Annotated in this window: 26 protein-coding genes; 18 read left to right on the top strand and 8 right to left on the bottom strand. The window is 67.2% G+C overall.

Going from position 1 to position 26,160, the window contains the following annotated elements; all coding sequences use genetic code 11:
* Positions 1-33: 33 nt before the first annotated feature.
* Both TX88_RS16085 and aspS read right to left on the bottom strand, forming a co-directional pair.
* The gene (locus TX88_RS16085) at positions 34-495 is read right to left on the bottom strand and encodes a nitroreductase family deazaflavin-dependent oxidoreductase (RefSeq protein WP_044518111.1); all 462 of its coding nucleotides are present in this window, start codon (positions 493-495) and stop codon (positions 34-36) included.
* Positions 492-2,267: an aspartate--tRNA ligase gene (aspS, locus tag TX88_RS16080; RefSeq protein WP_044518109.1), complete on the bottom strand. Its 1,776-nt coding sequence runs from the start codon at positions 2,265-2,267 to the stop codon at positions 492-494. Before aspS ends, TX88_RS16085 begins: the two co-directional genes overlap by 4 nt.
* A gap of 86 nt (positions 2,268-2,353) precedes the next feature.
* On the opposite strand from aspS, the gene TX88_RS16075 reads away from it, so the two are divergent.
* Both TX88_RS16075 and TX88_RS16070 read left to right on the top strand, forming a co-directional pair.
* Positions 2,354-3,283, top strand: coding sequence for an oxidoreductase (locus tag TX88_RS16075; RefSeq protein ID WP_044518108.1), 930 nt, complete (start codon positions 2,354-2,356; stop codon positions 3,281-3,283).
* Between the two features lie 36 nt (positions 3,284-3,319).
* Positions 3,320-3,823: an SRPBCC family protein gene (locus TX88_RS16070; RefSeq protein WP_044518106.1), complete on the top strand. Its 504-nt coding sequence runs from the start codon at positions 3,320-3,322 to the stop codon at positions 3,821-3,823.
* Between the two features lie 4 nt (positions 3,824-3,827).
* Here the strand turns inward: TX88_RS16070 and TX88_RS16065 are convergent, their stop codons facing one another.
* The gene (locus TX88_RS16065) at positions 3,828-5,303 is read right to left on the bottom strand and encodes a carboxylesterase/lipase family protein (RefSeq protein ID WP_044518105.1); all 1,476 of its coding nucleotides are present in this window, start codon (positions 5,301-5,303) and stop codon (positions 3,828-3,830) included.
* A gap of 82 nt (positions 5,304-5,385) precedes the next feature.
* Positions 5,386-6,633 carry an RNA-guided endonuclease InsQ/TnpB family protein gene (locus TX88_RS16060; RefSeq protein WP_044518103.1) on the bottom strand — a complete coding sequence of 416 codons (1,248 nt, stop codon included), beginning with the start codon at positions 6,631-6,633 and terminating at the stop codon, positions 5,386-5,388.
* Between the two features lie 253 nt (positions 6,634-6,886).
* On the opposite strand from TX88_RS16060, the gene ypfJ reads away from it, so the two are divergent.
* From ypfJ to TX88_RS16020, 8 genes are all read left to right on the top strand, one after another.
* Positions 6,887-7,777, top strand: a complete 891-nt coding sequence (ypfJ, locus tag TX88_RS16055) for a KPN_02809 family neutral zinc metallopeptidase (protein ID WP_044518102.1) — start codon at positions 6,887-6,889, stop codon at positions 7,775-7,777.
* Positions 7,770-9,404: a DUF885 domain-containing protein gene (locus tag TX88_RS16050; RefSeq protein ID WP_044518100.1), complete on the top strand. Its 1,635-nt coding sequence runs from the start codon at positions 7,770-7,772 to the stop codon at positions 9,402-9,404. Before ypfJ ends, TX88_RS16050 begins: the two co-directional genes overlap by 8 nt.
* A gap of 21 nt (positions 9,405-9,425) precedes the next feature.
* Complete coding sequence (locus tag TX88_RS16045) at positions 9,426-9,953, top strand: DinB family protein (protein ID WP_044518098.1); 528 nt, start codon at positions 9,426-9,428, stop codon at positions 9,951-9,953.
* Between the two features lie 83 nt (positions 9,954-10,036).
* Positions 10,037-10,918, top strand: a complete 882-nt coding sequence (locus TX88_RS16040; protein ID WP_044518096.1) for an RNA polymerase sigma-70 factor — start codon at positions 10,037-10,039, stop codon at positions 10,916-10,918.
* Complete coding sequence (locus tag TX88_RS16035) at positions 10,918-11,364, top strand: SRPBCC family protein (protein WP_044518094.1); 447 nt, start codon at positions 10,918-10,920, stop codon at positions 11,362-11,364. The genes TX88_RS16040 and TX88_RS16035 overlap by 1 nt, the downstream gene beginning before the upstream one ends.
* 32 nt (positions 11,365-11,396) lie before the next feature.
* The gene (locus tag TX88_RS16030) at positions 11,397-11,984 is read left to right on the top strand and encodes a TetR/AcrR family transcriptional regulator (protein ID WP_044518093.1); all 588 of its coding nucleotides are present in this window, start codon (positions 11,397-11,399) and stop codon (positions 11,982-11,984) included.
* Positions 11,984-13,543: a flavin-containing monooxygenase gene (locus TX88_RS16025; protein WP_044518091.1), complete on the top strand. Its 1,560-nt coding sequence runs from the start codon at positions 11,984-11,986 to the stop codon at positions 13,541-13,543. The genes TX88_RS16030 and TX88_RS16025 overlap by 1 nt, the downstream gene beginning before the upstream one ends.
* Complete coding sequence (locus TX88_RS16020; RefSeq protein ID WP_044518090.1) at positions 13,540-14,367, top strand: mycofactocin-coupled SDR family oxidoreductase; 828 nt, start codon at positions 13,540-13,542, stop codon at positions 14,365-14,367. The genes TX88_RS16025 and TX88_RS16020 overlap by 4 nt, the downstream gene beginning before the upstream one ends.
* Before the next feature lie 14 nt (positions 14,368-14,381).
* Here the strand turns inward: TX88_RS16020 and TX88_RS16015 are convergent, their stop codons facing one another.
* Positions 14,382-15,290: an acyl-CoA thioesterase gene (locus tag TX88_RS16015; protein ID WP_044518088.1), complete on the bottom strand. Its 909-nt coding sequence runs from the start codon at positions 15,288-15,290 to the stop codon at positions 14,382-14,384.
* Positions 15,291-15,304: 14 nt separating this feature from the next.
* Entirely contained in the window at positions 15,305-16,141 is an 837-nt protein-coding gene (locus TX88_RS16010) for an LLM class flavin-dependent oxidoreductase (protein ID WP_044518087.1), read from the bottom strand.
* Between the two features lie 76 nt (positions 16,142-16,217).
* On the opposite strand from TX88_RS16010, the gene TX88_RS16005 reads away from it, so the two are divergent.
* From TX88_RS16005 to TX88_RS15980, 6 genes are all read left to right on the top strand, one after another.
* Positions 16,218-16,856, top strand: a complete 639-nt coding sequence (locus TX88_RS16005; protein WP_044518085.1) for a TetR/AcrR family transcriptional regulator — start codon at positions 16,218-16,220, stop codon at positions 16,854-16,856.
* A 112-nt stretch (positions 16,857-16,968) separates the two neighbouring features.
* Positions 16,969-18,198, top strand: a complete 1,230-nt coding sequence (locus TX88_RS16000) for an amidohydrolase family protein (RefSeq protein WP_044518084.1) — start codon at positions 16,969-16,971, stop codon at positions 18,196-18,198.
* Positions 18,199-18,236: 38 nt separating this feature from the next.
* Positions 18,237-19,397, top strand: coding sequence for an acyl-CoA dehydrogenase family protein (locus tag TX88_RS15995; RefSeq protein ID WP_044518082.1), 1,161 nt, complete (start codon positions 18,237-18,239; stop codon positions 19,395-19,397).
* Positions 19,394-20,659, top strand: a complete 1,266-nt coding sequence (locus TX88_RS15990; protein WP_044518081.1) for an acyl-CoA dehydrogenase family protein — start codon at positions 19,394-19,396, stop codon at positions 20,657-20,659. The genes TX88_RS15995 and TX88_RS15990 overlap by 4 nt, the downstream gene beginning before the upstream one ends.
* A gap of 63 nt (positions 20,660-20,722) precedes the next feature.
* Positions 20,723-21,340: a TetR/AcrR family transcriptional regulator gene (locus TX88_RS15985; protein WP_162563147.1), complete on the top strand. Its 618-nt coding sequence runs from the start codon at positions 20,723-20,725 to the stop codon at positions 21,338-21,340.
* Positions 21,327-22,214: a haloalkane dehalogenase gene (locus tag TX88_RS15980; protein ID WP_044518080.1), complete on the top strand. Its 888-nt coding sequence runs from the start codon at positions 21,327-21,329 to the stop codon at positions 22,212-22,214. Before TX88_RS15985 ends, TX88_RS15980 begins: the two co-directional genes overlap by 14 nt.
* Here TX88_RS15980 and TX88_RS15975 read toward each other — a convergent pair.
* Positions 22,211-23,494, bottom strand: a complete 1,284-nt coding sequence (locus TX88_RS15975; RefSeq protein WP_044518079.1) for a multidrug effflux MFS transporter — start codon at positions 23,492-23,494, stop codon at positions 22,211-22,213. The genes TX88_RS15980 and TX88_RS15975 overlap by 4 nt on opposite strands.
* Before the next feature lie 78 nt (positions 23,495-23,572).
* On the opposite strand from TX88_RS15975, the gene TX88_RS15970 reads away from it, so the two are divergent.
* Positions 23,573-24,040 carry a MarR family winged helix-turn-helix transcriptional regulator gene (locus TX88_RS15970; RefSeq protein ID WP_044518078.1) on the top strand — a complete coding sequence of 156 codons (468 nt, stop codon included), beginning with the start codon at positions 23,573-23,575 and terminating at the stop codon, positions 24,038-24,040.
* A gap of 18 nt (positions 24,041-24,058) precedes the next feature.
* Here the strand turns inward: TX88_RS15970 and TX88_RS15965 are convergent, their stop codons facing one another.
* Complete coding sequence (locus tag TX88_RS15965) at positions 24,059-25,084, bottom strand: Rv2578c family radical SAM protein (protein WP_110917957.1); 1,026 nt, start codon at positions 25,082-25,084, stop codon at positions 24,059-24,061.
* A gap of 156 nt (positions 25,085-25,240) precedes the next feature.
* On the opposite strand from TX88_RS15965, the gene TX88_RS15960 reads away from it, so the two are divergent.
* Positions 25,241-26,059: an alpha/beta fold hydrolase gene (locus TX88_RS15960; protein ID WP_044518077.1), complete on the top strand. Its 819-nt coding sequence runs from the start codon at positions 25,241-25,243 to the stop codon at positions 26,057-26,059.
* The last annotated feature ends 101 nt before the right edge of the window (positions 26,060-26,160 follow it).

Raw genomic sequence — 26,160 nt, 5'->3', positions numbered from 1 at the left:
CCGAGCTGCCGGAATGCCGTCTCGACTCACGGGTTAAGCGCGGACCAACTCGAACAGCGGGATGGCCCGGGTGGTCTTGGACTGATACTCGGCGAAGACGGGGGCGCGCTCGATGATCTTCGGGTACGCCGCGTCGCGCTCGTCGGCGGGCAGCTCCCGGGCCGTCGCGTCGTAGGCCTCGGTGCCCACCTCGACGCGCACCTTGGGGTTGGCCCGCAGATTGTGCACCCACGCCGGGTCTTTCGGCGCACCGGCGTAGGAGCCCACGATCAGCATCCGGTCGTCGACATCCAGGTAGGCCAGCGGCGACAGCCGGGGCTGACCGGATTTGGCCCCGGTGGTGTGCAACAGGAGCAGCGTGCCGCCCTCGAACGGCCCGCCCACCTTGCCGCCGTTGGCGCGGAATTCCTCGACCACGTTGCGGTTGAAGTCATCGAGAGCCGCCGCGTCGGCGACCAATTCGCTCTTGTCGAAGTCAGGGTCGATATCGCTCATGACTTCTTGAGCTCCTCGGGCTTGGCGTCTATTCCCGATTCCTTGCGCTGCTGCGGGGTGATGGGCGCGGGCGCATCGGTCAGCGGGTCGACGCCGCCGCCCGACTTGGGGAACGCGATGACCTCGCGGATCGAGTCCACCCCGGCCAGCAGCGCGGTGATGCGGTCCCAGCCGAACGCGATGCCGCCGTGCGGCGGCGCCCCGAAGGCGAAGGCGTCCAACAGGAATCCGAACTTGTCCTGGGCCTCGTCGTGGTCGATGCCCATCATGGCGAACACCCGCTCCTGGATGTCGCGCCGATGGATACGGATCGAGCCGCCGCCGATCTCGTTGCCGTTGCAGACGATGTCGTAGGCATCGGACAACGCGCTGCCCGGATCGGTGTCGAAGGTGCCCTCCGATTCGGCCTTCGGCGCGGTGAAGGCGTGGTGCACGGCCGTCCAGGCCCCCGAACCCACGGCCACGTCGCCCGAGGCCGTCGCCACATCGGCGGGCTCGAACATCGGGAAGTCCACCACCCAGGTGAACGCCCAGGCGGCCGGATCGATCAGGTTGAGGCGCTTGGCGATCTCGATGCGGGTGGCGCCCAGCAGCGCTCGCGCCGACCTGGCCGGGCCCGCCGCGAAGAACACGCAGTCACCGGGCTCGGCGCCGACGTGGGCGGCCAGGCCGTCGCGCTCGGCGTCGGTGAGGTTCTTGGCCACCGGGCCGCCCAGCGTGCCGTCCTCGGCCACCAGCACGTAGGCCAGTCCCTTGTGGCCGCGCTGCTTGGCGAATTCCTGCCAGCCGTCGAGGGTGCGGCGCGGCTGCGACGCACCGCCGGACATGACGACCGCACCCACGTACGGCGCCTGGAACACCCGGAACGGGGTGTCCTTGAAGTAATCGGTGCACTCGATGAGTTCGACGCCGAACCGCAGGTCGGGCTTGTCGGAACCGAACCGGCGCATCGCGTCGGCGTAGCTGATCCGCGGCAGCGGCAGCGGCAGGTCGTAGCCGACGAGGGCCCACAACGCCTTGAGGATCTGCTCGGAGATCGCGATGACGTCGTCGGCGTCGACGAAGCTGAGCTCCATGTCCAGCTGGGTGAACTCCGGCTGGCGGTCGGCGCGGAAGTCCTCGTCGCGGTAGCAGCGCGCGATCTGGTAGTAGCGCTCCATGCCGGCGACCATGAGCAGCTGCTTGAACAGCTGCGGGCTCTGCGGCAGCGCGTAGAACGAGCCGGGCTGCAGGCGCGCGGGCACCAGGAAGTCGCGGGCGCCCTCCGGGGTCGAACGGGTCAGCGTCGGGGTTTCGATCTCGACGAAGTCGTGCTCGGACAGCACACTGCGGGCGGCCGCATTGACCTTGGACCGCAACCGGATTGCGTGGCCCGGGCCCTCGCGGCGCAGATCCAGGTAGCGGTACTTGAGCCGGGCTTCCTCGCCGGCGGTCTCGTCGAGCTGGAACGGCAGCGGGGCGCTCTCGGACAGCACGGTCAGCGAGGTGGCGTTCACCTCGATCTTGCCGGTGGGGATGTCGGGGTTCTCGTTGCCCTCGGGACGGACCTCGACCACTCCGGTGACGGCGATGCAGAACTCGGCGCGCAGCCGGTGCGCGGCGGCGAGCACATCGCCTTCGCGGAACACCACCTGAGACACGCCTGATGCGTCGCGCAGGTCGATGAAGATGACCCCGCCGTGGTCACGGCGACGCGCCACCCATCCCGCCAAGGTGACCGTTTGACCGGCATCCGCGGCCCGCAATGAACCGGCGCCATGACTGCGCAGCACGAAAACTCCTGAATGTTGAGTCGAGAGAGACTGGTGGTGACGATTGACCAGTCTAGAGAGTCGGTCTGCGGCGGTAACTTGGCAGCGTGGATGAGCGCTCGCGCGAAGACTCAGCAGCACGGAACTCCCCCATCGCGGTCATCGGCCCGGGCGCCATCGGGGCCACCGTCGCCGCCCTCCTGTATGCCGCGGGCCGACCGGTCCTGCTGGGCGGACGGACCCCGCGCGACGGTGTCGAGGTCCGGCCCGACGGCGGAGAACCAATTCGGGTGCCAGGCCCGGTGCACACCGATCCGGCCACCGTCGACGGCCCGCTCGACGTGGTGTTTCTCGCCGTCAAGGACACCCAGAACGGCCACGCCGCCGCGTGGCTGGACCGGCTGTGCGACGAGAACACCGTGGTGTGCGCGCTGCAGAACGGCGTCGAGCAGGTCGAGCGGGTCAGTGGGATCAGCCCTCGCACCGACGAGGCCCACGTCGTGCCCGCGGCGGTGTGGATCTCGTCGGAGATGCAGCCCGGCGGCTGGGTGCGGTTGCGCAGCGAGGCCCGGTTGGTGCTGCCCGACACCCCGGCGGCGGCGACCGTGGCCGACGCTTTGCGCGGCACCGCGATCACCGTGGAACGCGACCCCGATTTCCGCAGCGCGGCCTGGCGCAAGCTGCTGGTCAACGCCGTGGTCGGGTTCATGGTGCTGGCAGACCGGCGCGCGGGCATGTTCCGCCGCGACGACGTGGCCGCGCTGGCGCGGCGCTATCTGACCGAGTGCCTGGCCGTGGCCCGCTCCGACGGCGCGGATCTGGGTGACGAGGTGGTCGACGAGATCGTCACCATGCTGGCCGCCGCACCCGAGGACCTCACCACCTCGATGCTGACCGACCATCGGGCCAACCGGCCGCTGGAGTGGGACATCCGCAACGGCGTCATCTCCCGCAAGGCGGCCGCGCATGGCCTGCCCACCCCCATCAGTGACGTGGTGGTCCCGCTGCTGGCTGCGGCCGGCGACGGGCCGGGCTGACCCGCCACTAGACACTCTCCCCTAGGGTGTCTACCCATGGCCCGGACCTACCAGTGCGAACGCGTCGAGTTGGACTTCATCGACCGTGCGCCGTTCCGCTTCGTCAGCACCGTCGACCTCGCCATCACCGGAGAGCAGCTGTTCGAGGTGCTGTCCGACGAGACCTCCTGGCCGCACTGGGCCACCGTCATCACCAATGTCGAGTGGACCAGCCCCGAACCTCGCGGCGTCGGCACCACCCGCACGGTCACGATGCGCGGGCACATCGTCGGCGATGAGGAATTCCTGGCGTGGGAACCTTTCTCCCACATGGCTTTCCGATTCAACACCAGCACCTCGAACGCGATCTCGGCCTTCGCCGAGGACTACCGCGTGGTCGAGACGGCCGACGGCTGCCACCTGACCTGGGTGATGGCGATGAAGCCCAGCGGGCTGGCCGGGCGACTCGGGATGACCATGGGCCAGCCGGTGATGGCGTGGCTGTTCCAGCGGTTCCTGCACAACCTCCGCCGCTACACCAACGAGCGCTACGGCAAGTAGGGCGTCAGCCCAGCCCTTCCCACGCCACGCGCCGCACCGCGTCGGGATCGGCGACGGTCTCGTCGCGCGTGGAACGGATCACCCGGGTCAGCCGCCGCTCGATGTCGTACTCCGGCCAGTCGGCGACCTCGGCCCGGGCGAAATCCAGCCAGGTACGTTGCATCCGCCGGCCGACCGACGGCTGCACCCGCCGGCCCAGCGGGTGCAACTTCCGCCCGAGATACGACCCGTAGCTGTGGTGGATGTGCACGATCTCGCTGCCGTGGGTGGCGCCAAGGCCCAACACCTTCAACGTCCAGGTGGTGTGGTCGAACCGGTACACGTGAGTCGGCGCGTGCCCGCTGTAGGCATCGGCGAACGCCCAGGTCGGCGCCCCGAACATGACGTCGGACCCGAAAGCGATCAACGCCCGGCGGCGCGGGAGATCGGGATAGGCGCTCACCACCCGATCGCGGTCGTGCGGAGTGCGGCGGCGCAGATAGTCCTCGACGCCGGCCGGCGTGGTCGGCAGCATCGGTGGCTTACCCCAGGCGAACATCGACGCCTCGTGGCTGTTGGTGCCGATGATCAACGGCACCGCGGACACCGCGCCCGCGCGCGCGGCCTCGGTCGGGTGCAGCGGCAGCAGGTCGACGCCGTGGGTCAGCCCGTAGGCCAACGTCGGTGTCTGCTGCGCACTCTCGAGCTGCAGCTGACCGGCGGCCCGGCGCAACTGGCGCTGCGGCAGCACTTTGAGCTGCTCGGCGCCGACCCCGAGCAGTTGCATGAAGCGCCGCGACTGGCGAGCCCGGTCCTCGCGGTCGGCGATCAGCGGTAGCGCCGGGCTCTGGGCGATGGCCCTGGCGAACAGACCGTCGGCCGCCGGGCTGGCCAACAGTGCCAACACCGATGTGGCACCGGCCGATTCACCGAACACCGTCACCTGTTCCGGATCGCCGCCGAATGCGGCGATGTTGTCGCGCACCCACTGCAGCGCGGCGATCTGGTCGCGCAGGCACAGGTTGTCGTCGAACCCCTCGCCCAGGTCACCGAGTTCGAATCCGCCGAACACGCCGAGCCGGTACGTGACATTGACGACGACCACGTTGCCGTTGGCCGCCAGCCGCGAACCGTTGTACAGCTGCAGCTGACCGGCGCCGTAGACGAAGGCCCCGCCGGGAATCCACACCATCACCGGCAGCGATCCACCCGTGTCGGGCGACCACACCGTGACAGTCAGGCAAGCCTCGTCGCGGACCTTGGGGTCGTCGCGGCCTCCCCCGACGAACGAACGGCCCTGGGGCGGCAAAGGACCGTGCTCGACGGCGTCGCGCACCCCGGTCCAGGGCACCACGGGCCGCGGCGCCAGGAAACGCAAGGCGCCGATGGGCTGCTGGGCGTACTCGACACCCCGCCATACGCTGACCCCGCCTTCGCGGGTGCCGCGTAGCCGCCCATGCGAGGTGTGGGCGATGGTCGAATGTTCCGCAACGACGGACACGTGTGAATCCTAGTGTGGCAAGGCCAACTACCTGGTCGAAGGACCGGGTTTGCAGCTGTAGCCCCTGGCTGGGTGTCAGGTGTCACGCCGCGCTGGGGGCCGTTGACTGGGCCCAGGTGGCGGGGGCTCGGAGCGCGATGTTATCGGCCCCGAGAATGTCTGCGTGTTCTGCGGTGAATCCGCAGTCCCGACAGACGAACTCGGCCTGGCTGGTCCGGTTGCGTTTGTCGATGTGGCCGCAGGCGGTGCATCGCTGGCTGGTGTACGCCGGGTCCACCCGGACGATCGGCACACCAGCTCGGGCTGCTTTATAAGTGAGGAACACCCCGAGTTGGGCGAAAGCCCAACTCGCGTGGGTGGCGCGTTGGGGCTTGCGGAGCCGTACCCGCTCGCGGATCCCAGTCAGGTCTTCGACTGCGATTCCACGTCCGGTGCGTTCAGCCTCGGCCACGATCCTCTTCGAAATTTGGTGGTTGACGTCGGCCGCGAAGCGCGCTTCCTTGCGGGCACGTTTCCGCAGCAGACGTTTCGCCGACTTGGTGTTCTTCCTCTGGAGCTTCTGGCGCACCTCCCGGTTACGGGTACGTCTGTCCTTCACACTTCCTCGCCCCGCGGCCCCATCGGGTGCGCCGGCGCCGTAAGTCGCCAACAACTCCCTGGCCAGCGGCCGATCACTGGTGACCGCGATGTTCTCCACACCCAGATCCACACCGATCCACCCGTCGCTCGAATGCAGATGAGCCCCGGTAGAGGCCAGGGGTTCGGGCACCACGACACTGGCGATCAAAAACGCGGTCAGCGTGCCACGGCAGCGGCGCAGCACCAGGTCGGTTTCCCCTCTGCGGGACGTCCGCAAAAGCGCGATCTGGTCGGGTTTGCCGGTGAACCGGAGGCTCTTCAATCGCCCGTCAACCGTCCAGATAGAGACCGACCCACCCGTATCGGTATCGGCGTCATGGATCCACGACAAACAACGATCGTCGAACGGCTGAGCGCCAAGGGACCGGAACCGGATCGGGTGGGCCTGAACCTTCTGTCGGCGTGTGCTGCCCGGCACCCCGTGGCGCCCGCCGCCCAGATTCGATGCCAGCGTGGTGTAGGCATCCGCAACTTTACGGATGCACAACTGCGCCGCCTGCGCCCCGAGTCCAGCGTGCTGGCGGGCCATGGCGTAGGTGATTGCACGCAGGTCTCGCCGCCTGAACACAGCCTGACGGTGGGCGATGGTCGACACATGGTTCGCTGTCTCGTTACAGGCGATCAGTGTGCGTGCGAGCACATCAAGTTGGGCGGCGTCTGCCTCCAACCGCACCTGCACGGCCAACTTCATGCCCGCACACTAGATCCCGGGTATGACAACGCTCACTCACCCGGACACAGGCACCGGCCTCCGTCGCTATGGTGGTGGCTGCCAAACCCCGATACACGCAGACCTACACAGCCCAGCGCGTCGAGGCTTCACGACGACGCACCGACAATGGGAAGCAATTCCTATCAATGGTCAACGGAGGACGTACCTCGCAAAGGTACGCTGAACGGGCTGTTGAGCACGCACCTACCGGCGAATGCGATGGAGTGACGCGATGACCTTCAACGAGGGTATGCAGATCGACACGAGCACCACCTCCAGTTCCGGCGGTGGCCGTGGCCCCGGCCGTGGCATCGCGATCGGCGGAGGGATGGGCGGTCTGTTGATCGTGGTGCTCGCGTTGTTCCTCGGTGTGGATCCCGGCACCGTGCTCCCCCAGCAGCAGGAGATCTCCACCAACGGTGTCGAGGCCGAAGGTTTCGATCTGAGCCAGTGCAAGACCGGCGCCGACGCCAACTCCAAGGTCGAGTGCCGGGTGGTCGCCACCGGAAACTCCGTGGACGGCGTGTGGCAGCAACTGCTCAAGGGCTACACCCGCCCGCACGTCCGACTGTTCAAGGGGCAGGTCCAGACCGGCTGCGGTCCGGCCACCAGTGATGTCGGGCCGTTCTACTGCCCGGTGGACAAGACGGCCTACTTCGACACCGACTTCTTCCAGGTGCTCGTCGACCAGTTCGGTTCCAGCGGAGGCCCGCTCGCGCAGGAGTACGTGGTGGCCCACGAGTTCGGACACCACGTGCAGGACCTGCTGGGAGTCCTCGGCCGGGCCCAGCGTGACCCCGAGGGCGCCACCGGCGCGGGCGTGCGCACCGAACTGCAGGCCGACTGCTACGCCGGGGTCTGGGCGCACTACGCGTCGATCACCCGGCAGGAGGGCACCGACGTGCCTTTCCTGGAACCGTTGAGCGACAAGGACATCACCGACGCGCTGTCGGCGGCCTCCTCGGTGGGCGACGACCGGATCCAGAAGCAGGCCACCGGCCGGATCAACCCCGAGGCGTGGACCCACGGTTCCTCCGAACAGCGCCAGAAGTGGTTCACCATCGGTTACCAGACCGGTGATCCGAACAAGTGCGACACCTTCGCCGCGAACAACCTTGGCTAGGGCCACCACCGCCGTCGACACGGTAGCCGAGCGCTACCTGGACACCTATGCGCGCCTCGACCCGTGCGCCGCAACGGAAATGGGTATCACCGGTCACGACGACGACGTCACCGACTACTCCCCACAGGGAGTGACCGCACGCGCCGAAGCGGCCCGTGCCACCTTGGCCGAGCTCGACGGGATCGAGCCCGTGGATGACATCGACGTGGTCACCGTGGCCGCCCTGCGCGAGCGCCTCGGCGCGATCGTCGACGTGCATGATGCCGGGCTGGACCTGGGCGAGCTCAACGTCATCGCGTCGCCGCTGCAGACCATGCGCGACGTATTCGACCTGATGCCCACCGAAACCGAGGATGATTGGGCGCTGATCGCCGCGAGGTTGGCGAAAGTACCCGAGCGGGCCGCAGGTTACGCAGACGCCTTGCGCGAAGCCTCGGGCACCGGCCACGCCCCCGCCCTGCGCCAGGTCACCCGAGGGGTCGCCCAGTCCCGCCAGATCGCCGAGCTGTTCGCCGAGATGTGCACCGGCGCGGCACCCGAACACCCGCGACTTCAGGCGGAGTTGCGGCGGCACGGCGAGGCCGCGGCCGACGCCTACCGGCACCTGGGCGAGGTGCTGCGTGAGGAGATCGCCCCGCGTGCCCGCCAAACCGATGCCTGTGGGCGCGACGCCTACAGACTCATGTCACGGCTGTTCCTCGGCACCTCCGTCGATCTCGACGAGGCCTACGAGTGGGGTCTGGGGCTGCTCGATGCCGTTGTGGCCGAGCAGGAATCGATCGCCCAAGAGCTCTATCCCGGTGCCACGGTCGCCGAGACGCTGCGCCGGCTCGACGAGGAGCCGCGATACGTCATCAGCGGGACGGACGCCCTGCAGGCGTGGATGCAGCAGCTCTCCGACCGCGCGGTGGATTCCCTGGCCGGCACCCACTTCGACATCGACGGGCCGCTTCGTACCCTCGAATGCCGGATCGCACCGACCCAGACCGGCGGCATCTACTACACCGGGCCGTCCGAGGACTGGTCGCGCCCCGGACGCATGTGGTGGTCGGTGCCGCCCGGGGTCGAGCAGTTCCACACCTGGCAGGAAACCACCACGGTCTTCCACGAAGGTGTCCCCGGCCACCACCTGCAGATCGGTCGCGCCGTGGCCCTGGCCGACCAGCTCAACCGGTGGCGACGGCTCGGCTGCTGGGTGTCGGGCCACGGTGAGGGCTGGGCCCTGTACGCCGAGCGGTTGATGGCTGAGCTCGGCTGGCTCGACGATGCCGGAGACCGGATGGGAATGCTTGACGCGCAACGATTCCGCGCGGCCCGCGTGGTCCTCGACATCGGCGTGCACTGCGGCTTGACCGCACCAGACGGTGAGGTGTGGGATGCCGAACGGGCATGGAACTTCCTGACGTCGCATTCGGCCATGGCCGAGGAGAACCTGCGCTTCGAGCTGGATCGCTACCTGGGCTGGCCGGGGCAGGCACCGTCGTACGCGATCGGTCAGCGGATCTGGCACGAACTGCGCGACGAGTCCCTGCGCCGGGGATCGTCGTTGCGAGAATTCCACAGCCGCGCACTGGATCTGGGCGGGCTGCCACTCGATGTGCTCAGATCGGCGTTGTCGTCCGGCTGACCGGTGACGGACACTGGTGCCATGGACCCCGCGCTGGAACCCGACGACAAGGACTGGACCTGGGTACTGTCCCGCACCTGCCCTGAGTGCGGATTCGACCCGACCGCGGTGCAGCCACGCGAGGTGGCCGGCCTGATCCGCGACGATGCCGCGCAGTGGGTGCCCCGCCTGCACCGCCCCGGGGTAGCTGCCCGGACGCGCGCGGACCGCTGGTCGATCCTCGAATACGGCTGCCACATCCGTGACGTGCACCGGATCTTCGAGCACCGGGTGCAGTTGATGCTGACCGAGGACGATCCGCGGTTCCCCAACTGGGATCAGGATGCCACCGCGATCGCCGACGACTACGGATCACAGGATCCGGTCACCGTCGCCACCGAACTGTTCGAAGCGGCGAGCGTCATCGCCGACACCTACGATCACGTGCCGGCCGGCGCCTGGTCGCGCCGCGGGCTGCGCAGCAACGGCAGCGAGTTCACCGTCGCGACGATCGCGATCTATCACCTGCACGACATCGTCCACCACGCGCACGACGTCTCCGCCATGTGATGCAGCTCACAGCCCGAGGCTGTCACGGTTCGGCCACCGAGCGGTGTCTGAGAGGGTGACGACCAGGGGCATAGGGGGCTCATCTGAACGCGACCGAAGTATTCGCCGGGCACCGCCCGCTGCTCTTCACGCTGGCGTACGAGATTCTGGGTAGCGCCGCCGACGCCGAAGATGTGGTGCAGGAAAGCTACCTGCGCTGGATCAACGCAGGCGAGGTCAGCCATCCGCACGCGTATCTCGTGCAGATCGTCACGCGGCAGGCCCTGAATGCACTACGCACGAGCAAGCGCCGGCGCGAAGACTACGTCGGCAATTGGCTTCCCGAACCGATCCAGACCGCGTCGGACGTGAGCGAGGACGCCGTCCTCGCCGAGTCCGTGTCCATCGCGATGCTACTGATCCTGGAGACACTCAGCCCCGACGAACGCGTGGTGTTCGTCCTCAACGAGGTGTTCGGTTACAGCCATCCCGAGATAGCGCTCGTGGTCGGCAAATCCGATACGACGGTGCGCCAGATCGCCCATCGCGCACGCGAACACGTGCAAGCCCGACGTCGCCGCTTCACACCGGACAGGCAACTGGCGCGCGCCACCGTCACGAAATTCCTGCGGGCCGCGCGCACCGGGGACATCGACGGCCTCGTCGCGGTGATGGCGCCCGAGATCGTGGCGCTGTCCGACGGCGGCGGGCAGGTATCGGCTGCGCGTCGCCCGGTCGTCGGACCACAACGGGTCGCGCAGTTCATGGCAGGACTCGCCCAGGGCGGCATGGCCGGCTTCGACATCTCGTTCGGCAGCTACAACTCGATGCCGGCCGTACTTTTCCACCGGGACGCAGCACTGGACTCAGTCCTGCTCATCGAGGTGACCGACGGACTGATTGCCGCGCTCTACGCGATCCGCAACCCCGACAAACTGCGCGCCGCCGCCGCGACCCGCGCCCTGACCAGACAGCAGGAGGACTGATGCAGACCATCACCGTCGAACGGACCATCGCAGCGCCGCAGGACGAGGTATTCGAGTTCATGAGCAACGCAGCCAATTTCACGCGCTCGCCGCTGGTACTTCGGCAGCGGCTGGCCGAACCCGGCCTGCAGGCCCGCTACGGACAGGGCGCCGTGCGCATCCTGATCTGGACCATCGGGTGGTTCCGGGAACGCATCACCGCCTACGACGCGCCGCGTTCCTTCGACTACTCCGTCGAACGCAGTTTCCCGCCCTCGGAACACCGCCACGGTCGAGTCGGCTTCGCCGCGGTGGATGGCGGCACCCACGTCACGTGGACCACGACGTTCCGCGTGAAGTTCCCGCTCATCGGCGGGGCCCTGACCCGCTGGGTGGGTCGACCGATGCTGACCAGGGTCTTCAACGACGTGTTGGACGCAGCGACGGCGGATCTGACCAAACGCTGACCACATTGAACAGATTTCGTTAATCTGTTCAAATGCGCGATGCGGACCGGGCGGTGTCACCCGCGTTGCTCGCTGCCACCGCGTCGACGCTGCGACTTTTGGGCCCAAGGCAATTCAGCCTCACCGCGGTCGCAGAGAATGCCGGGGTATCCCGCGGCACCGTCCACAACGCACTGGGTAGTCGCGACAACGCCATCAGGGTTGGACTCGACCACCTAGCCGGTGCGTTCATCGAGACCATCGCGGCAGAGGTAGGCCGGCACGACACCCTGGCCGATCAGGTCGCCGCGGCCGCGGTCGTCATCTGCGCGCACCGCCGGCAATCGGATTCCGTGGCCCCACGCGGCATCAACGAGAGCATCCTGGTACTTCTGCTGCGCAACACGGGTGACGATCTGATGCGGCGGTCGATCGAGCTGTGGAAGCCGTTCGTGCGGGCGGCTCAGGAACGCGGGGAAGTCGGACCCGGTGTTGCGCCGGCGCGGGCCAGCGAGTGGATCGTGCGCCTGCTGCTGAGCTTCGAACTTCTCCCACCGATCGGCGTGAACCTCGACAGTCCACGTGCGGTGAAACGATTCGTGTCCGACCACATCGTCGTCGGCCTGACCGGAAGGCAGTAATGACCGAACCCGATTACGAGGTGGCGATCATCGGCGCCGGACCCGGTGGCATCGCCACCGCACACATGTTGCGCCAGAAAGGTATCCGCGATTTCGTCATCATCGAACGCGGCAACGACTTCGGCGGCACCTGGCGCGACAACCACTACCCCGGTCTGGCCGTCGACATCCCCACCCTGTGGTACCAGCTGTCGTTCGCCCCCAACCCGAACTGGAGCAGATTCTTCGCGCCGGGGCCCGAGATCCACCGCTATCTGCAGGACACCGCCGCCCATCTCGGACTCTACGAACACCTGCGTCCTGACTCCGAGGTGATCCGCCAGCAGTGGGACGACGAACACGGCCTGTGGCGACTGGACATCCGCGACGCAGCGCCGGTGACCGCACGTTTCCTGGTCAGTTCCGTCGGCGGCTACGTCAACGCCAAGAACACCGTCGACATCGAGGGTGTCGAGGACTTCACCGGAACCATCCTGCGCCCCAACGCCTGGGACGACAGCTACGACACCGACGGCAAGCGCATCGCCGTGATCGGGACCGGATCGTCGGGCGTCCAGATCACTGCGGCCCTGTCCGCGAAAGCGGCCAATCTCGATGTCTACCAACGCACCCCGGCATGGGTGCTACCGAAGATCGACTTCGACATCTCGCCGGGGATGCGCCGGCTGTTCCGGCTGCCGGGGGTCGTCCCGGCCGTCAACGCGGCGGGCCGGCTGGCGATGGACATCTTCATGGTCGCGCCCATCGTCCATGTGTTCTCCCGGCTGCCGGACAAATGGCTGCGCCGCCTGATGCCGCTGTACGACGGCTGGTCCCGGCTGTTGTACCGGCTGCTGCTGCGCGCGGTCGTCGACGACCCGTCGACCCGGCGAAAGCTGGTGCCGCGCTACGGCATCCTGGCCAAGCGGCCGGTGATCTCCAGCGCGTTCCTGCCTGCACTGAACAATCCGAGCACCAACCTGATCACCACGCCGATCGAGCGGATCACCGCGACCGGGATCCGCACCGCCGACGGCGTCGAGCACCCGGCCGAACTGCTGGTGCTGGCCACCGGCTACGAACTGTGGATCGACCCGGAGACCTACCGTCCGGATACCATCCTGGGCCCCAACGGATTCGACCTCGCCCAGTACTACCGGGCACACGGCCTGCACAGCTACGCGGGCACCGCCCACCCCCGCCTGCCCAACCGCTGGGAGATCGTCGGGCCGCTCGGCTTCGTCGGCTTCGCCTGGCTGGACTATGTCGAAACCGTGGCCGCACACGCCGTGCGGATCATCGATGAGACGCGCCACCGCGGCGCCCAGGTCGCCAGCGTCAGCCAGGACGCGTTCAACCTGTGGAATGAACGGATGCGCCGCGACGGCCGCGTCGCGCACCTGTACTACACCGCGGCATCGGGCCTGAACTCCTATTTCGTCAACTCCCAGTACGAAACCCCGTACTACCGGCCGCAGACGATCACCGGATCCCGGCAGTTCGCCCGCCGCTCCCCACTGTCCGATTACGAGTTCACCGATGTCCATGTCACCGCGCTACCCGAGGAGCAACCCGCATGAGCCCCACCGATACTCCACTGGCCGGGCGGGTCGCCTACGTCACCGGAGCCGCGCGCGGGCAGGGCCGCTCGCACTGCGTGCGACTGGCCCGCGCCGGAGCGGACATCGTCGCGCTCGACGCCTGCGCCCCCGTCGCCGAGCACAACGGGTATGCCGCCGCCACCCCGGAAGATCTCGCCGAGACCGTGGCACTGGTCGAGGGCGAGGGCCGCAAGATCCTGGCCCGCGAGGTCGACGTGCGCGACGCGGAAGGTCAACGCCGCCTGGTGGCCGACGCGGTCGAACAGTTCGGCCGCCTCGACATCGTCGTCGCCAATGCCGCTGTGCTCAACTGGGGCCGGTTGTGGGAGATTCCGGCCCAGCAGTGGCAGGACATCATCGATGTCAATCTCACCGGACTCTTCCACACCGTGCAGGCGGTGGTGCCGCCGATGATCGAGGCGGGCAACGGCGGTTCGATCATCACCATCAGTTCGGCCGCGGGCATCAAGGCCGTGCCGGGTTGTGCGCACTACTGCGCCAGCAAGTTCGGCGTCGTCGGGCTCACCAATTCACTCGCGGTCGAGCTGGGCGAGTTCGGCATCCGGGTCAACTCGATCCACCCCTACGGCACCGACACCCCGATGGGCAACGACCTGTCGATGTACCAGGTGCTGCAGGACCATCCGAACTACATCCATAGCTTCTCCCCCGGCGCGCTGCCGACGGATTCACTCATCGCACCGGACAACATCTCCGACATCGTGGTCTGGCTGGCCGGCGATGCGTCGTCATTGGTCACCGCCGCTCAGATCCCGGCAGACAAGGGGTATCTGAAGATCTGAGCGGCGGCGCCGGCCTACAGCCGCGAGTGGGCCGAGATGTTGGTATCGGTGGTGCGCAGCGGACGGATCAGCGCGTCCTGGCTGAACGACGCGATGAGTTCACCCTCTTCGGTGTGCACGGCGCCGCGCACATACGACATGCCCGAGCCGACCTGGGTGCTCTCGTGGCTGTAGAGCAGCCAACCGTCCCAGCGGACCGGCTCGTGGAAGCTCACGGTGACGGTCATCGGCGCGGTCGAGACCGTCAGATGAGCCTGGGCGGTGCCGATGCCCTCGTGGGCCCGCATGGTGGTCGAAATACCCAGGTGCCCGGTGAAGTACGCGATCAGCGCCTTGGCCAGGTCGTCGCGGGCCGGGACGGGTTCGTAGTGCAGCCACGCGTACAGCTCGGGCGGACCGACCTCGTCGGGGCTGTTGACGTCCACGACGTCGACGAGCCGGAGCTCGCGGCCGATCATCGGCATGTGCGAGACGTTCGAGTCGGCCGGGCCCGCGACCTCGGGCCGCGGCAGGTGATGACGGATCACGTCACCGGACGGCACGTCGGTGAACACGGTGATGGTGATGCAACGCTTGCCGTTCTGCGATGCGGCGACCACCGCGGTGGCCGTGGACCGGCCCTCACTGATCACGTCGATGTCGAGCTCGACCGGGGGTCCGACCATGACCGCGCGGGCGAACACCGCGTGCACCGAGCGGATCGACTTGTCCGGAAAGCGTTTGGCCGCAGCGACGATGGCGGCACCCACGATCTGGGTTCCCTCCACCACCTGACGCTCGTCGACACCGGCGATGCCGGTCTGCACGGTGAAGCGGTTCTCCCCCGCGGGTTCCGCGTCGAACAGGTCGAGCAGCATCTGCAGCGTCCACTGCGCAGGCTCGGTCCCGGTCTCGGCGGGTGCCTCGTTGGTTCCAGCGGTCATGTCGTTCCTCTCTGTCACGTCTTGATGACTGTCTCGGCGAATTCGGAAATCGTCTGGGGTGCCGCGAAATCGGCGAACCACACGTAGAAGCGTTCGACGCCCTGGGCCGACAGTCCGGCGAAATGGGCGGTGAGTTCGGCAGCGTCGCCGCACACCAACCCGCCGCCGAGGTGCCCGAACAACCGGGTGCTACGTTCGGTCACCGCCGTGCGATCGGCACCGCGCCCCACGAAGCCGACCATCTGTTGCAGGGAGACCCGTGCCGAACCCACGGTGGGCAGCAATGCGGGCAACCGATCCAATTGATGCGACGGAATGTTCCACCAGTCGGCGTGGGCGCGCACCAGGTCCATCATGCGCTTGCCGGTTCCGCCCAGTACCAACGGAATTGGATGGTCAGGACACGGGGTCTGCGCCCGGTCGTCGTCGCCGTCCCAATAGCGCTGCAGCAGCGCCAGATTCTCACCGAGCCTGCTTACCCGGGCCGCGGCGTCACCGGTCTCGACACCGAACCGCTCGAACTCCTGCGGCCACGAACCCGAGCCCAGTCCGAGCTCGAACCGGCCGCCGCTGGCCGCCGACAACGTGACGGCCTGCTTGGCCAGCACCGCCGGATGCCGGAATGCGTCACACAGCACCAGGTGACCGATCCGCAGCCGCTCGGTACGGGCCGCCACCCAGGTGGCGACAGTCATTGCCTCCCAGATGCTTTGGTGCGTCGCACCGGGGGCCTCCAGATGGTCGATGAACGCGATGCCGTCGAATCCGCTGTCCTCGGCCACCCGCGCACGCTCAACGATGTCGTCGACGCCCAACCGCACCTGGGGTAGGAACAGAAACCACTCGCTCAATCGTTGCCTGCCTATTGCCTCTACAAAACCGGTAACGTCATTCTCGCAAGTGCAGCATGACGGAGGTGATGGCGCAATGGTTAGGCCGGCCGAACGACCGTCCGACGGCGCACGCGCCGAGGCGCAGGCGGACCGGGCCCGCCGCTTCATGAAATCGGCGCTGGCCATCCTGGGCGAGACAGGACGCACCGACTTCACCGTGCTGGAGGTGGTGGAGCGCTCCAAGACCTCGCTGAGGTCGTTCTACCAGCACTTTTCCACCAAGGACGAGCTACTGCTCGCCCTCATCGACAAGATCATGGCCGAGTCCACGCAGCGCTGGCGCTCCGACACCGACGGGCTGGCAGGCCCCGAGGCCCTTCGGTCGCTCATCGAGCGCATCACCATGCCGGCATCGTCGAGCACCCAGGACAGCATCAACCGCGGCCTGACGTTCTACAACGATCATCTCGCCGAGTCGCTGCCCCGTGAATACGCCCGGGTTCTGACTCCATTGCACGAGCTCATCGGCGACATCCTGCGGCGCGGAATGAGCTCGGGAGCCTTCCGGCCCGATATCGATGTCCAGAGCAGCTCGGCCCTGATCATGCAGTCGGTGCTGGGTGCGATGCGCCTGCGTTCACTGGGCGTGGAACTCAACGGAACGCCGATCGAAGGCGAGCACATCTACGAGTTCTGCGCACGTGGCCTTCTGATGCCCGCATCCCCGGCCTGACCAGTGCTTTCCCGAGTTTTTGAGCGATCGCCCGAATGCGTTCGTCCGCGCTGGTCATCACGTGGTAACGTCATTACCAGTTTCGAAAATCAGACTCTTCCAGGAGGCGAACATGCCCTCACGCGAGCTTCCCTACCCGGTGTTCGACGCCGACAACCACTTCTATGAGCCCAAGGAAGCGCTCACCAAGTTCCTGCCCGACCACCGCAAGGGCGTCATCGACTACATCGATGTGCACGGCCGCACGAAGATCGTGGTGCGCAACCACATCAGCGACTACATCCCGAACCCCACGTTCGAGGTCGTCGCACGCCCAGGCGCCCAGGAGGAGTACTTCCGTCACGGCAGCGGCGGAAAGAGCTACCGCGAGGTGATGGGCAAGCCGATGAAGGCCATCCCGGCCTTCCGCAATCCCGAAGCGCGCCTTGAGGTTCTGGACAGCCTCGGCCTGGACTACACGATCATGTTCCCGACGCTGGCCAGCCTGGTCGAGGAGCGCCTGAAGGACGACCCGGACCTGATCCTGGACATCATTCACGCGCTCAACGAGTGGATGTACGAGACCTGGCAGTTCAACTACTCCGACCGCATCTTCTCCACCCCGGTCATCAATCTCGGCGTCGTCGACCGCGCCCTCGAAGAACTTGAGTGGTGCCTGGAACGCGGGGCGAAGACCGTGCTGGTCCGCCCGGCGCCGGTGCCCGGCTACCGTGGCAGCCGTTCACTGGGTCTGCCCGAATTCGATCCGTTCTGGGACGCCTGCGTCAAAGCCGGTATCCCGGTGTGCATGCACGCCTCGGACAGCGGCTACTCCCAGTACCTCAACGACTGGGAGCCGGCCGAGGAGTTCACACCGTTCAAGCCGACCTCGTTCCGGATGGTCGCGATGGGCAAGCGGCCCATCGAGGACACCATGGCCGCGCTGGTCTGTCACGGTGCCCTGACCCGCAATCCGGATCTGCGCATCCTGTCGGTGGAGAACGGCGCCTCCTGGGTGCCGTACCTGTTCTACCAATTCAAGGACGTCTACTCGAAGATGCCGCAGGAGTTCCCCGAGGACCCGATCGAGGCGTTCAAGCGCGCCATCTACGTCGCCCCGTTCTGGGAGGACGACTTCAAGAAGATGGCCGACCTGTGCGGCATCGACCGCATCATCTTCGGGTCCGACTGGCCGCACCCCGAGGGGCTGGCCGATCCGATCAACCTGGTCGACGACCTGCAGGCACACGGCCTCGATGAAGAGGGTGTCCGAAAGGTCATGGGCGGCAACCTGGTCGACCTGTTCAAGGTCGAGAACAAGAAGGTGTACCGGCCGGATGTCCCGGCGCTCGTCCTGAACTGATCTAGTCCTCCTCACACCTAAGAAGCTGGGCCGACTCCATGACCGATGTGGCAAATCCCGAACAGATGCTGTTCACCTCCACCGCGCAGGCGTTCCTGGAAAAGGAGGTGCCGCTGACCCGAGTGCGCCGGCTGCACGCCGAGGGTGTCTCGTTCGACCCCCAATGGTGGGGACGCGCAGCGGAATTGGGGTGGGCCAGCCTGCTGGTGCCCGAAGAGCTGGGTGGCGGCAGCCCGTCCGGGGACGGCGTCACCGACCTGGCCCTGCTCGCCGAGCAGGCCGGCCGCACGGTGGCGCCCGGTCCGTTGCACCCGGTCAGCGTCGTGCTGGCCGGGCTGGTCGAAGCACCCGGCGGGCATGAGGAATTGATCGAGGCCCTGGTGTCCGGCGAGACGGTGGCGTCCTGGGCGGCCTACGAGCCGAACCGGCCGTTCGGGGCCCTGCAGTCCGCCACCGGCATCGGCACCACGGCGACCCGCACCGCATCGGGGTACCGGATCGACGGTGTCAAGGACCGCGTCGAAGCCGGCGACCAGAGCGCCACGGTACTGGTGGTGGCCGTGTGTGACGGCCAGATCCGGCAGTTCGCGGTGCCCACCGATGCGGCCGGGGTGACGGTCACCGATCAGAAGTCGGTCGACCTGGTCAAGCGTTACGCCCGAGTGCGATTCGACGGTGTCGAGGTCGGCGAGTCTGCCGCGGTGGGGTCCGCCGAGCAGACGCCGGCCATCATCGAACGCCAGCGTCAGGTGGCGTTGCTGCTGCAGTGCGCCGAGATCGTCGGAATCCTCGACGCCGTGCTCACGATGACCAATCAGTGGCTCTTCGACCGGCACAGCTTCGGTCGTCCGTTGGCCTCCTACCAGGCCCTCAAGCATCGCGCGGCCGACATGAAGATGTGGTTCGAGGCCGCGCGCGCGACCACGGCGGGGGCGGTGGCCGCGGTGGCCGAACGTTCCCCGGAAGCGCAGAAGCTCGTCAGCGTCGCGAAAGCCTATGTGGCCGAACGTGCTCCCGTGATGCTGCAGGACTGTGTGCAGTTGCACGGCGGCATCGGCGTGACCTGGGAACACGACCTGCATCTGTACCTGCGCAGGGTCGCCCTGTACCGGGCCATGTACGGCTCGCCCGAAGACCACCACCGCGCGGTGTACGCGCTGAGCCGCAAGACCCGCGCAGCCGAGGAGGTTGGGGCATGACCGACACCGTGAGCACCCCCGCGACCACAGAGTCCGTGGAAGAGTTCGCCCTGCGTGCCCGGACCTGGCTGGCCGAGAACATGCCGTCCATCGATCCGGAGGACCCGCCGTTCGCGGTGCGTGCCGAAGCCGAATCCTGGGAGCGCGCAAAGGAACTGCAGAAGCGCCTCTACGAAGGCGGATTCGCGGGCATCTGCTTCCCGCGCGAGTACGGCGGCCTGGGTCTGGATTACGCCTACCAGAAGGCATTCAACGACGAGTGCACGGCCTACGAGATGCCGTTGATCCTCAACACCCCCTCGTTCACCATCTGCGGCGCGACGATTCTCGACATGGGCAGCGAAAAGCAGAAGCGCGAGCGCATTTCGGCCGCGATCCGCGGCGACGAGGTGCTCTGTCAGTTGTTGTCCGAGCCCAGCGGCGGGTCGGACCTGGCCGGTGTGATCACCCGCGCAGAGCTCAAGGGCGACACATGGATCATCAACGGCGCCAAGACCTGGAGTACCAGTGCGTTCGCCGCCGACTACGGGTTGATGCTGGCCCGCACCGATTGGACCGTGCCCAAACACGAGGGCCTGAGCATGTTCCTGGTGCCGCTGAACGCGCCGGGTATCACGATGCGCCGGATCACCGAGGTGAACGGCAACGAGGAGTTCTGCGAGGAGTTCTTCGACAACCTGGAGCTTCCCGCGGATGCCGTGGTGGGAGAGGTCAACGACGGCTGGACCGTCGCCTCGCGACAGCTGCACCACGAACGTCGCGCTGTCGGCGGCGGTTCGGAGTTCGCCAGCGGAACCGGGGCCGAGAACGCCAACGAGATGCCGCCCGACCACATCGGGATCGCCGAGGCCACCGGGCAGGGTGATGACGCCCGGGTCCAGGATCTGGCGGGCCGCGCCCTGGTGCGGCGCATCGTCAAGCACCAGCTCATCGACCACGTCGGCAAGTCCATCGGCAATGGATCGCTGCCGCCGAACGCGGGCACCTTGATCCGGCTCTTCCACGCCGAGACCACCGAACTCGAGGTGGACACGGCGTTGGCCATCGCAGGCACGGCAGGTGTGATCGACGAAGGCACCGACGATGCCCCCGGCCTTCTCGACATCGGGGTCCGCTACCTGTCCCGCCAGACCGGATCATTGGGCGGCGGCAGCTCGGAGATGGCGCGCAATGTGATCGGCGAGCGGATCCTGGGCTTCCCGCGCGAACAAGCCGCCGACCGCGGCGTGCCGTTCAATCAGGTCAAGCGCAACAAGAGCTGATCTGCACGAGCCTCCCCGAGGCCTTCACATGATGGCCGTCATGCGATTAGCATGATGGCCATCATGCGAAATGCAGCGACGAAACGCGCCGACAGCAAGCAGGACTCTCAGGGCCGGATCCTCGATGCCGCCGCACGCAGGCTCCGCGAAGAGGGACTGACCGGTGCGGGCATCGCCGCGGTGATGCGCGACGCCGGGCTCACCCACGGCGCCTTCTACTCCCACTTCGACACCAAGGACGAGCTGGCGGGCGCGGCCTTCGCCCACGCCATCGGCACCGGTCGCCCCCGCTGGATCAAGCCGCAGCGCGGTGAGTCCTGGCGAGCCCGCCTGACCGGCCTGGCCAAGCGCTATCTCACCCCGGCACATCGCGACGACCTGGCGACCAGCTGCGCCTTCGCCACCCTGGGCTCCGAGGCGGCCCGTGGATCTGACGAGTTCCGTGCCGCCTACGAGCGTGAGCTGCGCACGTCGCTGTCCGCGATCTGCGGCGACGAAACCGATGACCAACGGCTCGATGAGGCCATCGCACTGATGGCGCTCTGCGTCGGCGGCATGACCCTCTCCCGCGCAGTCGCCGACCCCGAATTCTCCGCGCGCATCCTGCACTGCGCCCGGACCGCCGCCGCCAAAGTTGCCGACGACCAACCAAACCGAGGAGAACGTCATGGTCAGCGCTGAACCGTACGGAAAGCTCCAGTACAAGGAAATCGACGGCAAGCAGATGGCCTACATCGACCAGGGTGAAGGCCCTTCGACCATCGTGTTCCAGCACGGCAATCCCACCTCGTCGTACCTGTGGCGCAACGTGATGCCGCACCTGGAAGGCCTCGGCCGGCTGGTGGCGTGCGATCTGATCGGCATGGGTGGCTCGGACAAGCTCGACGATTCCGGACCGGGCCGCTACCACTATGCGGAGCAGCGCGATTACCTCTTCAAGCTCTGGGACTCACTGGATCTGGGAGACCGCGTGGTGCTCGTCCTGCACGACTGGGGATCGGCACTGGGCTTCGACTGGGCCAATCAGCATCGCGACCGGGTGGCCGGGATCGCCTACATGGAGGCCATCGCGTCGCCGATGACGTGGGCGGATTGGCCCGACCCGGTGCGGGAGGTCTTCCAGGGCTTCCGCTCCCCCAACGGCGAGTCGATGGTGCTGGAACAGAACATGTTTGTCGAAGGCGTTCTGCCGGGAGCGATCCGGCGCACACTGACCGACGAGGAGATGGACCACTACCGCGCGCCGTTCCGCGAACCGGGTGAAGACCGCCGGCCCACGCTCTCGTGGCCGCGGAACATCCCGGTCGACGGCGAGCCGGCCGACGTCGTCGCGATCGTCGAGGGCTACGGCGACTGGCTCAAGACCAGCGATATCCCCAAACTCTTCGTCAACGCCGAACCCGGTGCGATCATGCGCGGGCGCATCCGTGAATTCGTCCGGACCTGGCCGAACCAGACCGAGGTGACGGTTGCCGGTTCCCACTTCATTCAGGAGGACAGCCCCGACGAGATCGGTGCGGCCATCGCGGACTTCGTTCGCGGGCTCGCCGGCTAGTCCGTGGAGCTACCCACAGCCTCGGGAACGAGTGACTCGACTTCGCAGTCATCCCAGTCACTTTCACCACCGGGAGAATGACCGCGGGTCAACACGAACAACGCTGTCGCGGCCAGCGCGGCACAGCTGAACATCACCGTCCCCATCGGTACCGCGCTGTGCTCACCGGCCAGACCGACCAACGGCGACGCCACGGCGCCGAGGCCGTATTGCACGAATCCGATGATCGCCGAGCCGGTTCCGGCCGCATACCGGACCTCCCCGATCGCCAGCGTGGTCGCATTGGCGAAGGTGAAGCCGACGGTAGCCATGAAGCCGGCCATCAGTGCCACCGTCGCCCATGGCAACACCCCACCGACAGTGACATTGAGCAGCATCAGCAGCGTGACGATGACCATGGCCGAGACACCGCACAACAGAAGCTTGCGTGGCGAGGTGGTGCGGACCAGCCTGGCCGACACCACACCCGACACGGCTACCGCCAGGGCGGAGGCACCGAAGGTGAGCGAATACGCGCGTGGCGACATCCCGATGATGTTCTGGAGCACGAACGGCGAGGCCGAGATGTAGGCGAACATCGCAGCCGCGGCGAAGCCGAGCGTCAGCGTGTAACCCATGAACCGGCGGTTGCCGAGCACCGAAACAGCGCTTCGGGCAAAGGCGTTGATTCCGGCGGGACGGCGATTCTCGACGGGCAGCGATTCTCCCGCCAGGAAGAATGCACCGATCAGCATCAGCAGGTTCAAACCCGCCAGTGCGAAGAACACCGCGCGCCAGCCCAAGCCGGCGACCACTTGACCGCCCAGCACGGGCGCCAGGATCGGTGCCAGCACGCCGATGACCATCATCACCGAATACGGCTGCGCAGCCTGGGAACCGCGGGTGCGGTCGGTGATGATCGCCCGGGCGATCACCACCCCCGCGGCGCCGGCGAATCCCTGCACGAACCGCAATGCGATCAGAACCTCGACCGACGGGCTGAACGCGCACAACACACTCGCCGTCAGGCAGGCGACAACCCCGATCAGAAGCGGACTCCGCCGCCCCAGCCGATCCGAGAGTTGGCCGATGAAGAGCTGCCCGACCGCCAGGCCCACCAAAAACGTGGTGAGGGTCAGCTGAATCATCGACGCCGACGTCCCGAACTCGTCGGCCATGCCGGGAAACGCCGACATGTACATGTCGACCGAGAACGGTGTCACGGCGGTGAGTAAGGCCAGCACGATGATCAGTGCGACTGAAGGTGGTGTGGTGGCCGGAGTTGCCGAACGAAAGGCCATGAGCCCCTTACTTCATTTTTGAGCGTTAAGATTACTTATATCAATATACTTATTAACCCATAAGTATTGAAGGGTGATATGGACGACACTTCGCCTCCCGCCGACGGCGGCCGACTCCGCGAACTCGCACTCGTGCTGCACGACCTGTCTTGGCGTATCGCACGGTTGGGGCCGGCCCAGGTCGGAGTGGATCCACTTCCGGCATCTGAACTCGCAGTGCTGCGCTCGATCATGGAGCAACCGGACCGCAGCGTGTCCGAGGTCGCCGACTCCCTGTCGATGCAGACCAGCAACGTGAGCACTGCGATCCGCGCATTGACCGAACGGGGACTGGTCGGCAAACGGGTCGCCGACAACGACCGGCGCGTCTACCTGCTCTCCCCCACGCCCCGGGCCCTTCGTGAGCGCGACCAGATCGAGAACGCGATTGCGGCGACAGTCTCGGCAGCGCTCGACGCCATCCCGAGAAGTCAGCTCAGCGCGCTCCAGAAAGCCGCACCCGCCCTGGAGGCACTGACCCACCAGGTCGGGCCCCACACGTGGTGAGCGCTGACGAATGCCCGCTCAGAACAGTGTCGGCTGCACGGGTGACGCGGCAGTCGTAGCCGAACCGGCGCCGACGACCCGGGGTGCGCCAGTCAACCCATGCCTGGCGACCAAAGGCCGCACCCGGGACCGGAGCATGTCGCGGTAGTCCGCGGGCAGGTACGCCCCACGCCGATACAGCCGCTGGTACTCACCGACCAGGTCAGGACGCGAACGTCCCAACCAATCCATGAACCAGCCCCGCGTGGAACCGCGCAGATGCAGACCGAAAACGGTGACCCCGCTCGCGCCGGCCGCCGCGATCCGGCCGAGCAACGCGTCGAGCTGCTCGACCGAATCGGTGAGGTACGGCAACACCGGGGCCACCATGACGTGACACTCCAGGCCCGCCCCACGGATCGCCGAGATCAGGCCGAGGCGCGCTTGCGGCGAGGGTGTTCCCGGTTCGGCATCGCGGTGCAGATCGTCGTCGCCGATCGCCAGCGACACCGACACACTGACCGGCACCCGAGCGGATGCGCCGGCGATCAGACCCAGGTCCCGGCGCAGCAGCGTGCCCTTGGTGAGGATGGAAAACGGAGTGCCGGATTCCGCCAGCGCCTCGATGATCCCGGGCATCAGCGCATACCGGCCTTCTGCCCGCTGATACGGATCGGTGTTGGTGCCCAGCGCGACCGTCTCCCGGTTCCAGGACGGGCGGCGCAGTTCACGGCGCAACACCTCGGCGACGTTGGTCTTGACCACCACCTGCGTGTCGAAATCCGACCCGGAATCGAGATCGAGGTACTCGTGGGTGGGACGGGCGAAGCAGTACCTGCAGGCATGACTACAGCCGCGGTAGCCGTTGACGGTGAAGCGGAACGGCAGCGCGGATGCGGCAGGCACCTTGTTCAGGGCCGATTTGCACAGCACCTCGTGGAAAGTCATCCCCTCGAACTGCGGCGAGCGGACGCTGCGGACGAAGCCGACCCGCTGCAGGCCCGGCAATGCGCCGTCGTCGACTCCGATCGCCTGCCCATCCCAGCGCACCCATTCATCGAACATCTGTTCGATGTCGATGTCAAGGTAATTCCACCCGTGTCGAGGTTCCGATCCGAATGGGGAACACCGTGCGCCCCGGGCGGGTTCGTAGCAATGGGCCCGCGGACGGCCCGGCCACCGCACACATCCCCGACACGTCACGATTGGACCTGCGCCACAATGACATTCACGCAATCGCAGCCCGGCACGGCCGAGTACCAGCGTGCCGGCACGACGCTGAGCCATCAGGTCCGCCCCGGCACCGGCACTCCCCTGGTGCTCGTCCCGGGAGTGATGGCCGATGCGGCGACGTGGCGCCCGGTCGCGGACGCCATCGAGCTCCCCAATCCGGTGTTCACCCTCAACCGCCGTGGCCGAGCCCCCAGCGGCGCCCTGGGCGCCGACTATTCGGTGGACGTCGAGATCGCCGACCTACGGCATGTCCTCGAAGAGCTCGGCCATGCCCACCTGTTCGGGTGGAGCTACGGCGCGCTCATCGCACTGGAAGCCGCGCTGGACACCCCCCACGTCCGGTCGGTGACCGCCTACGAACCAGTCGGCCGCCCCTTCGCCCCGGGCGTCGTCCCGCGGCTTCGCCACGCCATCGCCGAAGGAGACCTCGACCAGGCAGTCACCCTGATCAATATGGAGGTCTCCGGGTTTTCGGCCGAATACGTCGCCGAACTACGTCGCGGTCCGGCGTGGCCGGTCCTCCGCACGCTCGCCGCCCCGTTGGCCGCCGAGCTCGCCGCGATCAATTCGCACCAACCGGACCTGGACCGCTATCGGCACCTGGATATCCCGGTGACACTCATCCTCGGCGCGCTGAACGAGAACCGCACGCCGTACGGAACCGCCTTTGCGCCGTTCGCGGCCGCGTTACCTCAGGCGGATCTGGTTCGGCTGCCAGGGCAGGGCCACCTGGCACATGTCGAAGCGCCGGCCGACCTCGCGCGCGCCATCACGGCTGCCGTTCGCGGAGCCGAAGCCGGAAGATGAGACTGGGTGCGCCGATGCCGCGGTTTCGGGTACGGCATCGGCGCGCGCCGTGGGCGCTTGCCCAGTCAATCGCGCATCGGATCGGAAGCGGAACCGCCCGA

Origin of the sequence: Mycolicibacterium septicum DSM 44393 (assembly GCF_000455325.1) — a bacterium.
Lineage (GTDB): Bacteria > Actinomycetota > Actinomycetes > Mycobacteriales > Mycobacteriaceae > Mycobacterium > Mycobacterium septicum.
Note: the sequence above shows the minus strand (reverse complement) of the source record. Positions and strands in the feature narration are given on the sequence as shown.

Bases quoted from the DNA above. Each gene is read 5' to 3' on its own strand.
- TX88_RS15990 (WP_044518081.1), top strand. From the start codon at position 19,394: ATGACCGACACCGTGAGCACCCCCGCGACCACAGAGTCCGTGGAAGAG.
- TX88_RS16045 (WP_044518098.1), top strand. From the start codon at position 9,426: ATGGACCCCGCGCTGGAACCCGACGACAAGGACTGGACCTGGGTACTG.
- TX88_RS16060 (WP_044518103.1), bottom strand. From the start codon at position 6,633: ATGAAGTTGGCCGTGCAGGTGCGGTTGGAGGCAGACGCCGCCCAACTT.
- ypfJ (WP_044518102.1), top strand. From the start codon at position 6,887: ATGACCTTCAACGAGGGTATGCAGATCGACACGAGCACCACCTCCAGT.
- TX88_RS15970 (WP_044518078.1), top strand. From the start codon at position 23,573: ATGGACGACACTTCGCCTCCCGCCGACGGCGGCCGACTCCGCGAACTC.
- TX88_RS16025 (WP_044518091.1), top strand. From the start codon at position 11,984: ATGACCGAACCCGATTACGAGGTGGCGATCATCGGCGCCGGACCCGGT.
- TX88_RS16015 (WP_044518088.1), bottom strand. From the start codon at position 15,290: ATGACCGCTGGAACCAACGAGGCACCCGCCGAGACCGGGACCGAGCCT.
- TX88_RS16085 (WP_044518111.1), bottom strand. From the start codon at position 495: ATGAGCGATATCGACCCTGACTTCGACAAGAGCGAATTGGTCGCCGAC.
- TX88_RS15985 (WP_162563147.1), top strand. From the start codon at position 20,723: ATGCGAAATGCAGCGACGAAACGCGCCGACAGCAAGCAGGACTCTCAG.
- TX88_RS15965 (WP_110917957.1), bottom strand. From the start codon at position 25,084: ATGTTCGATGAATGGGTGCGCTGGGATGGGCAGGCGATCGGAGTCGAC.
- TX88_RS15975 (WP_044518079.1), bottom strand. From the start codon at position 23,494: ATGGCCTTTCGTTCGGCAACTCCGGCCACCACACCACCTTCAGTCGCA.
- TX88_RS16000 (WP_044518084.1), top strand. From the start codon at position 16,969: ATGCCCTCACGCGAGCTTCCCTACCCGGTGTTCGACGCCGACAACCAC.
- TX88_RS16005 (WP_044518085.1), top strand. From the start codon at position 16,218: ATGGTTAGGCCGGCCGAACGACCGTCCGACGGCGCACGCGCCGAGGCG.
- TX88_RS16030 (WP_044518093.1), top strand. From the start codon at position 11,397: ATGCGCGATGCGGACCGGGCGGTGTCACCCGCGTTGCTCGCTGCCACC.
- TX88_RS16020 (WP_044518090.1), top strand. From the start codon at position 13,540: ATGAGCCCCACCGATACTCCACTGGCCGGGCGGGTCGCCTACGTCACC.
- TX88_RS16035 (WP_044518094.1), top strand. From the start codon at position 10,918: ATGCAGACCATCACCGTCGAACGGACCATCGCAGCGCCGCAGGACGAG.
- TX88_RS15995 (WP_044518082.1), top strand. From the start codon at position 18,237: ATGACCGATGTGGCAAATCCCGAACAGATGCTGTTCACCTCCACCGCG.
- TX88_RS15960 (WP_044518077.1), top strand. From the start codon at position 25,241: ATGACATTCACGCAATCGCAGCCCGGCACGGCCGAGTACCAGCGTGCC.
- TX88_RS15980 (WP_044518080.1), top strand. From the start codon at position 21,327: ATGGTCAGCGCTGAACCGTACGGAAAGCTCCAGTACAAGGAAATCGAC.
- TX88_RS16070 (WP_044518106.1), top strand. From the start codon at position 3,320: ATGGCCCGGACCTACCAGTGCGAACGCGTCGAGTTGGACTTCATCGAC.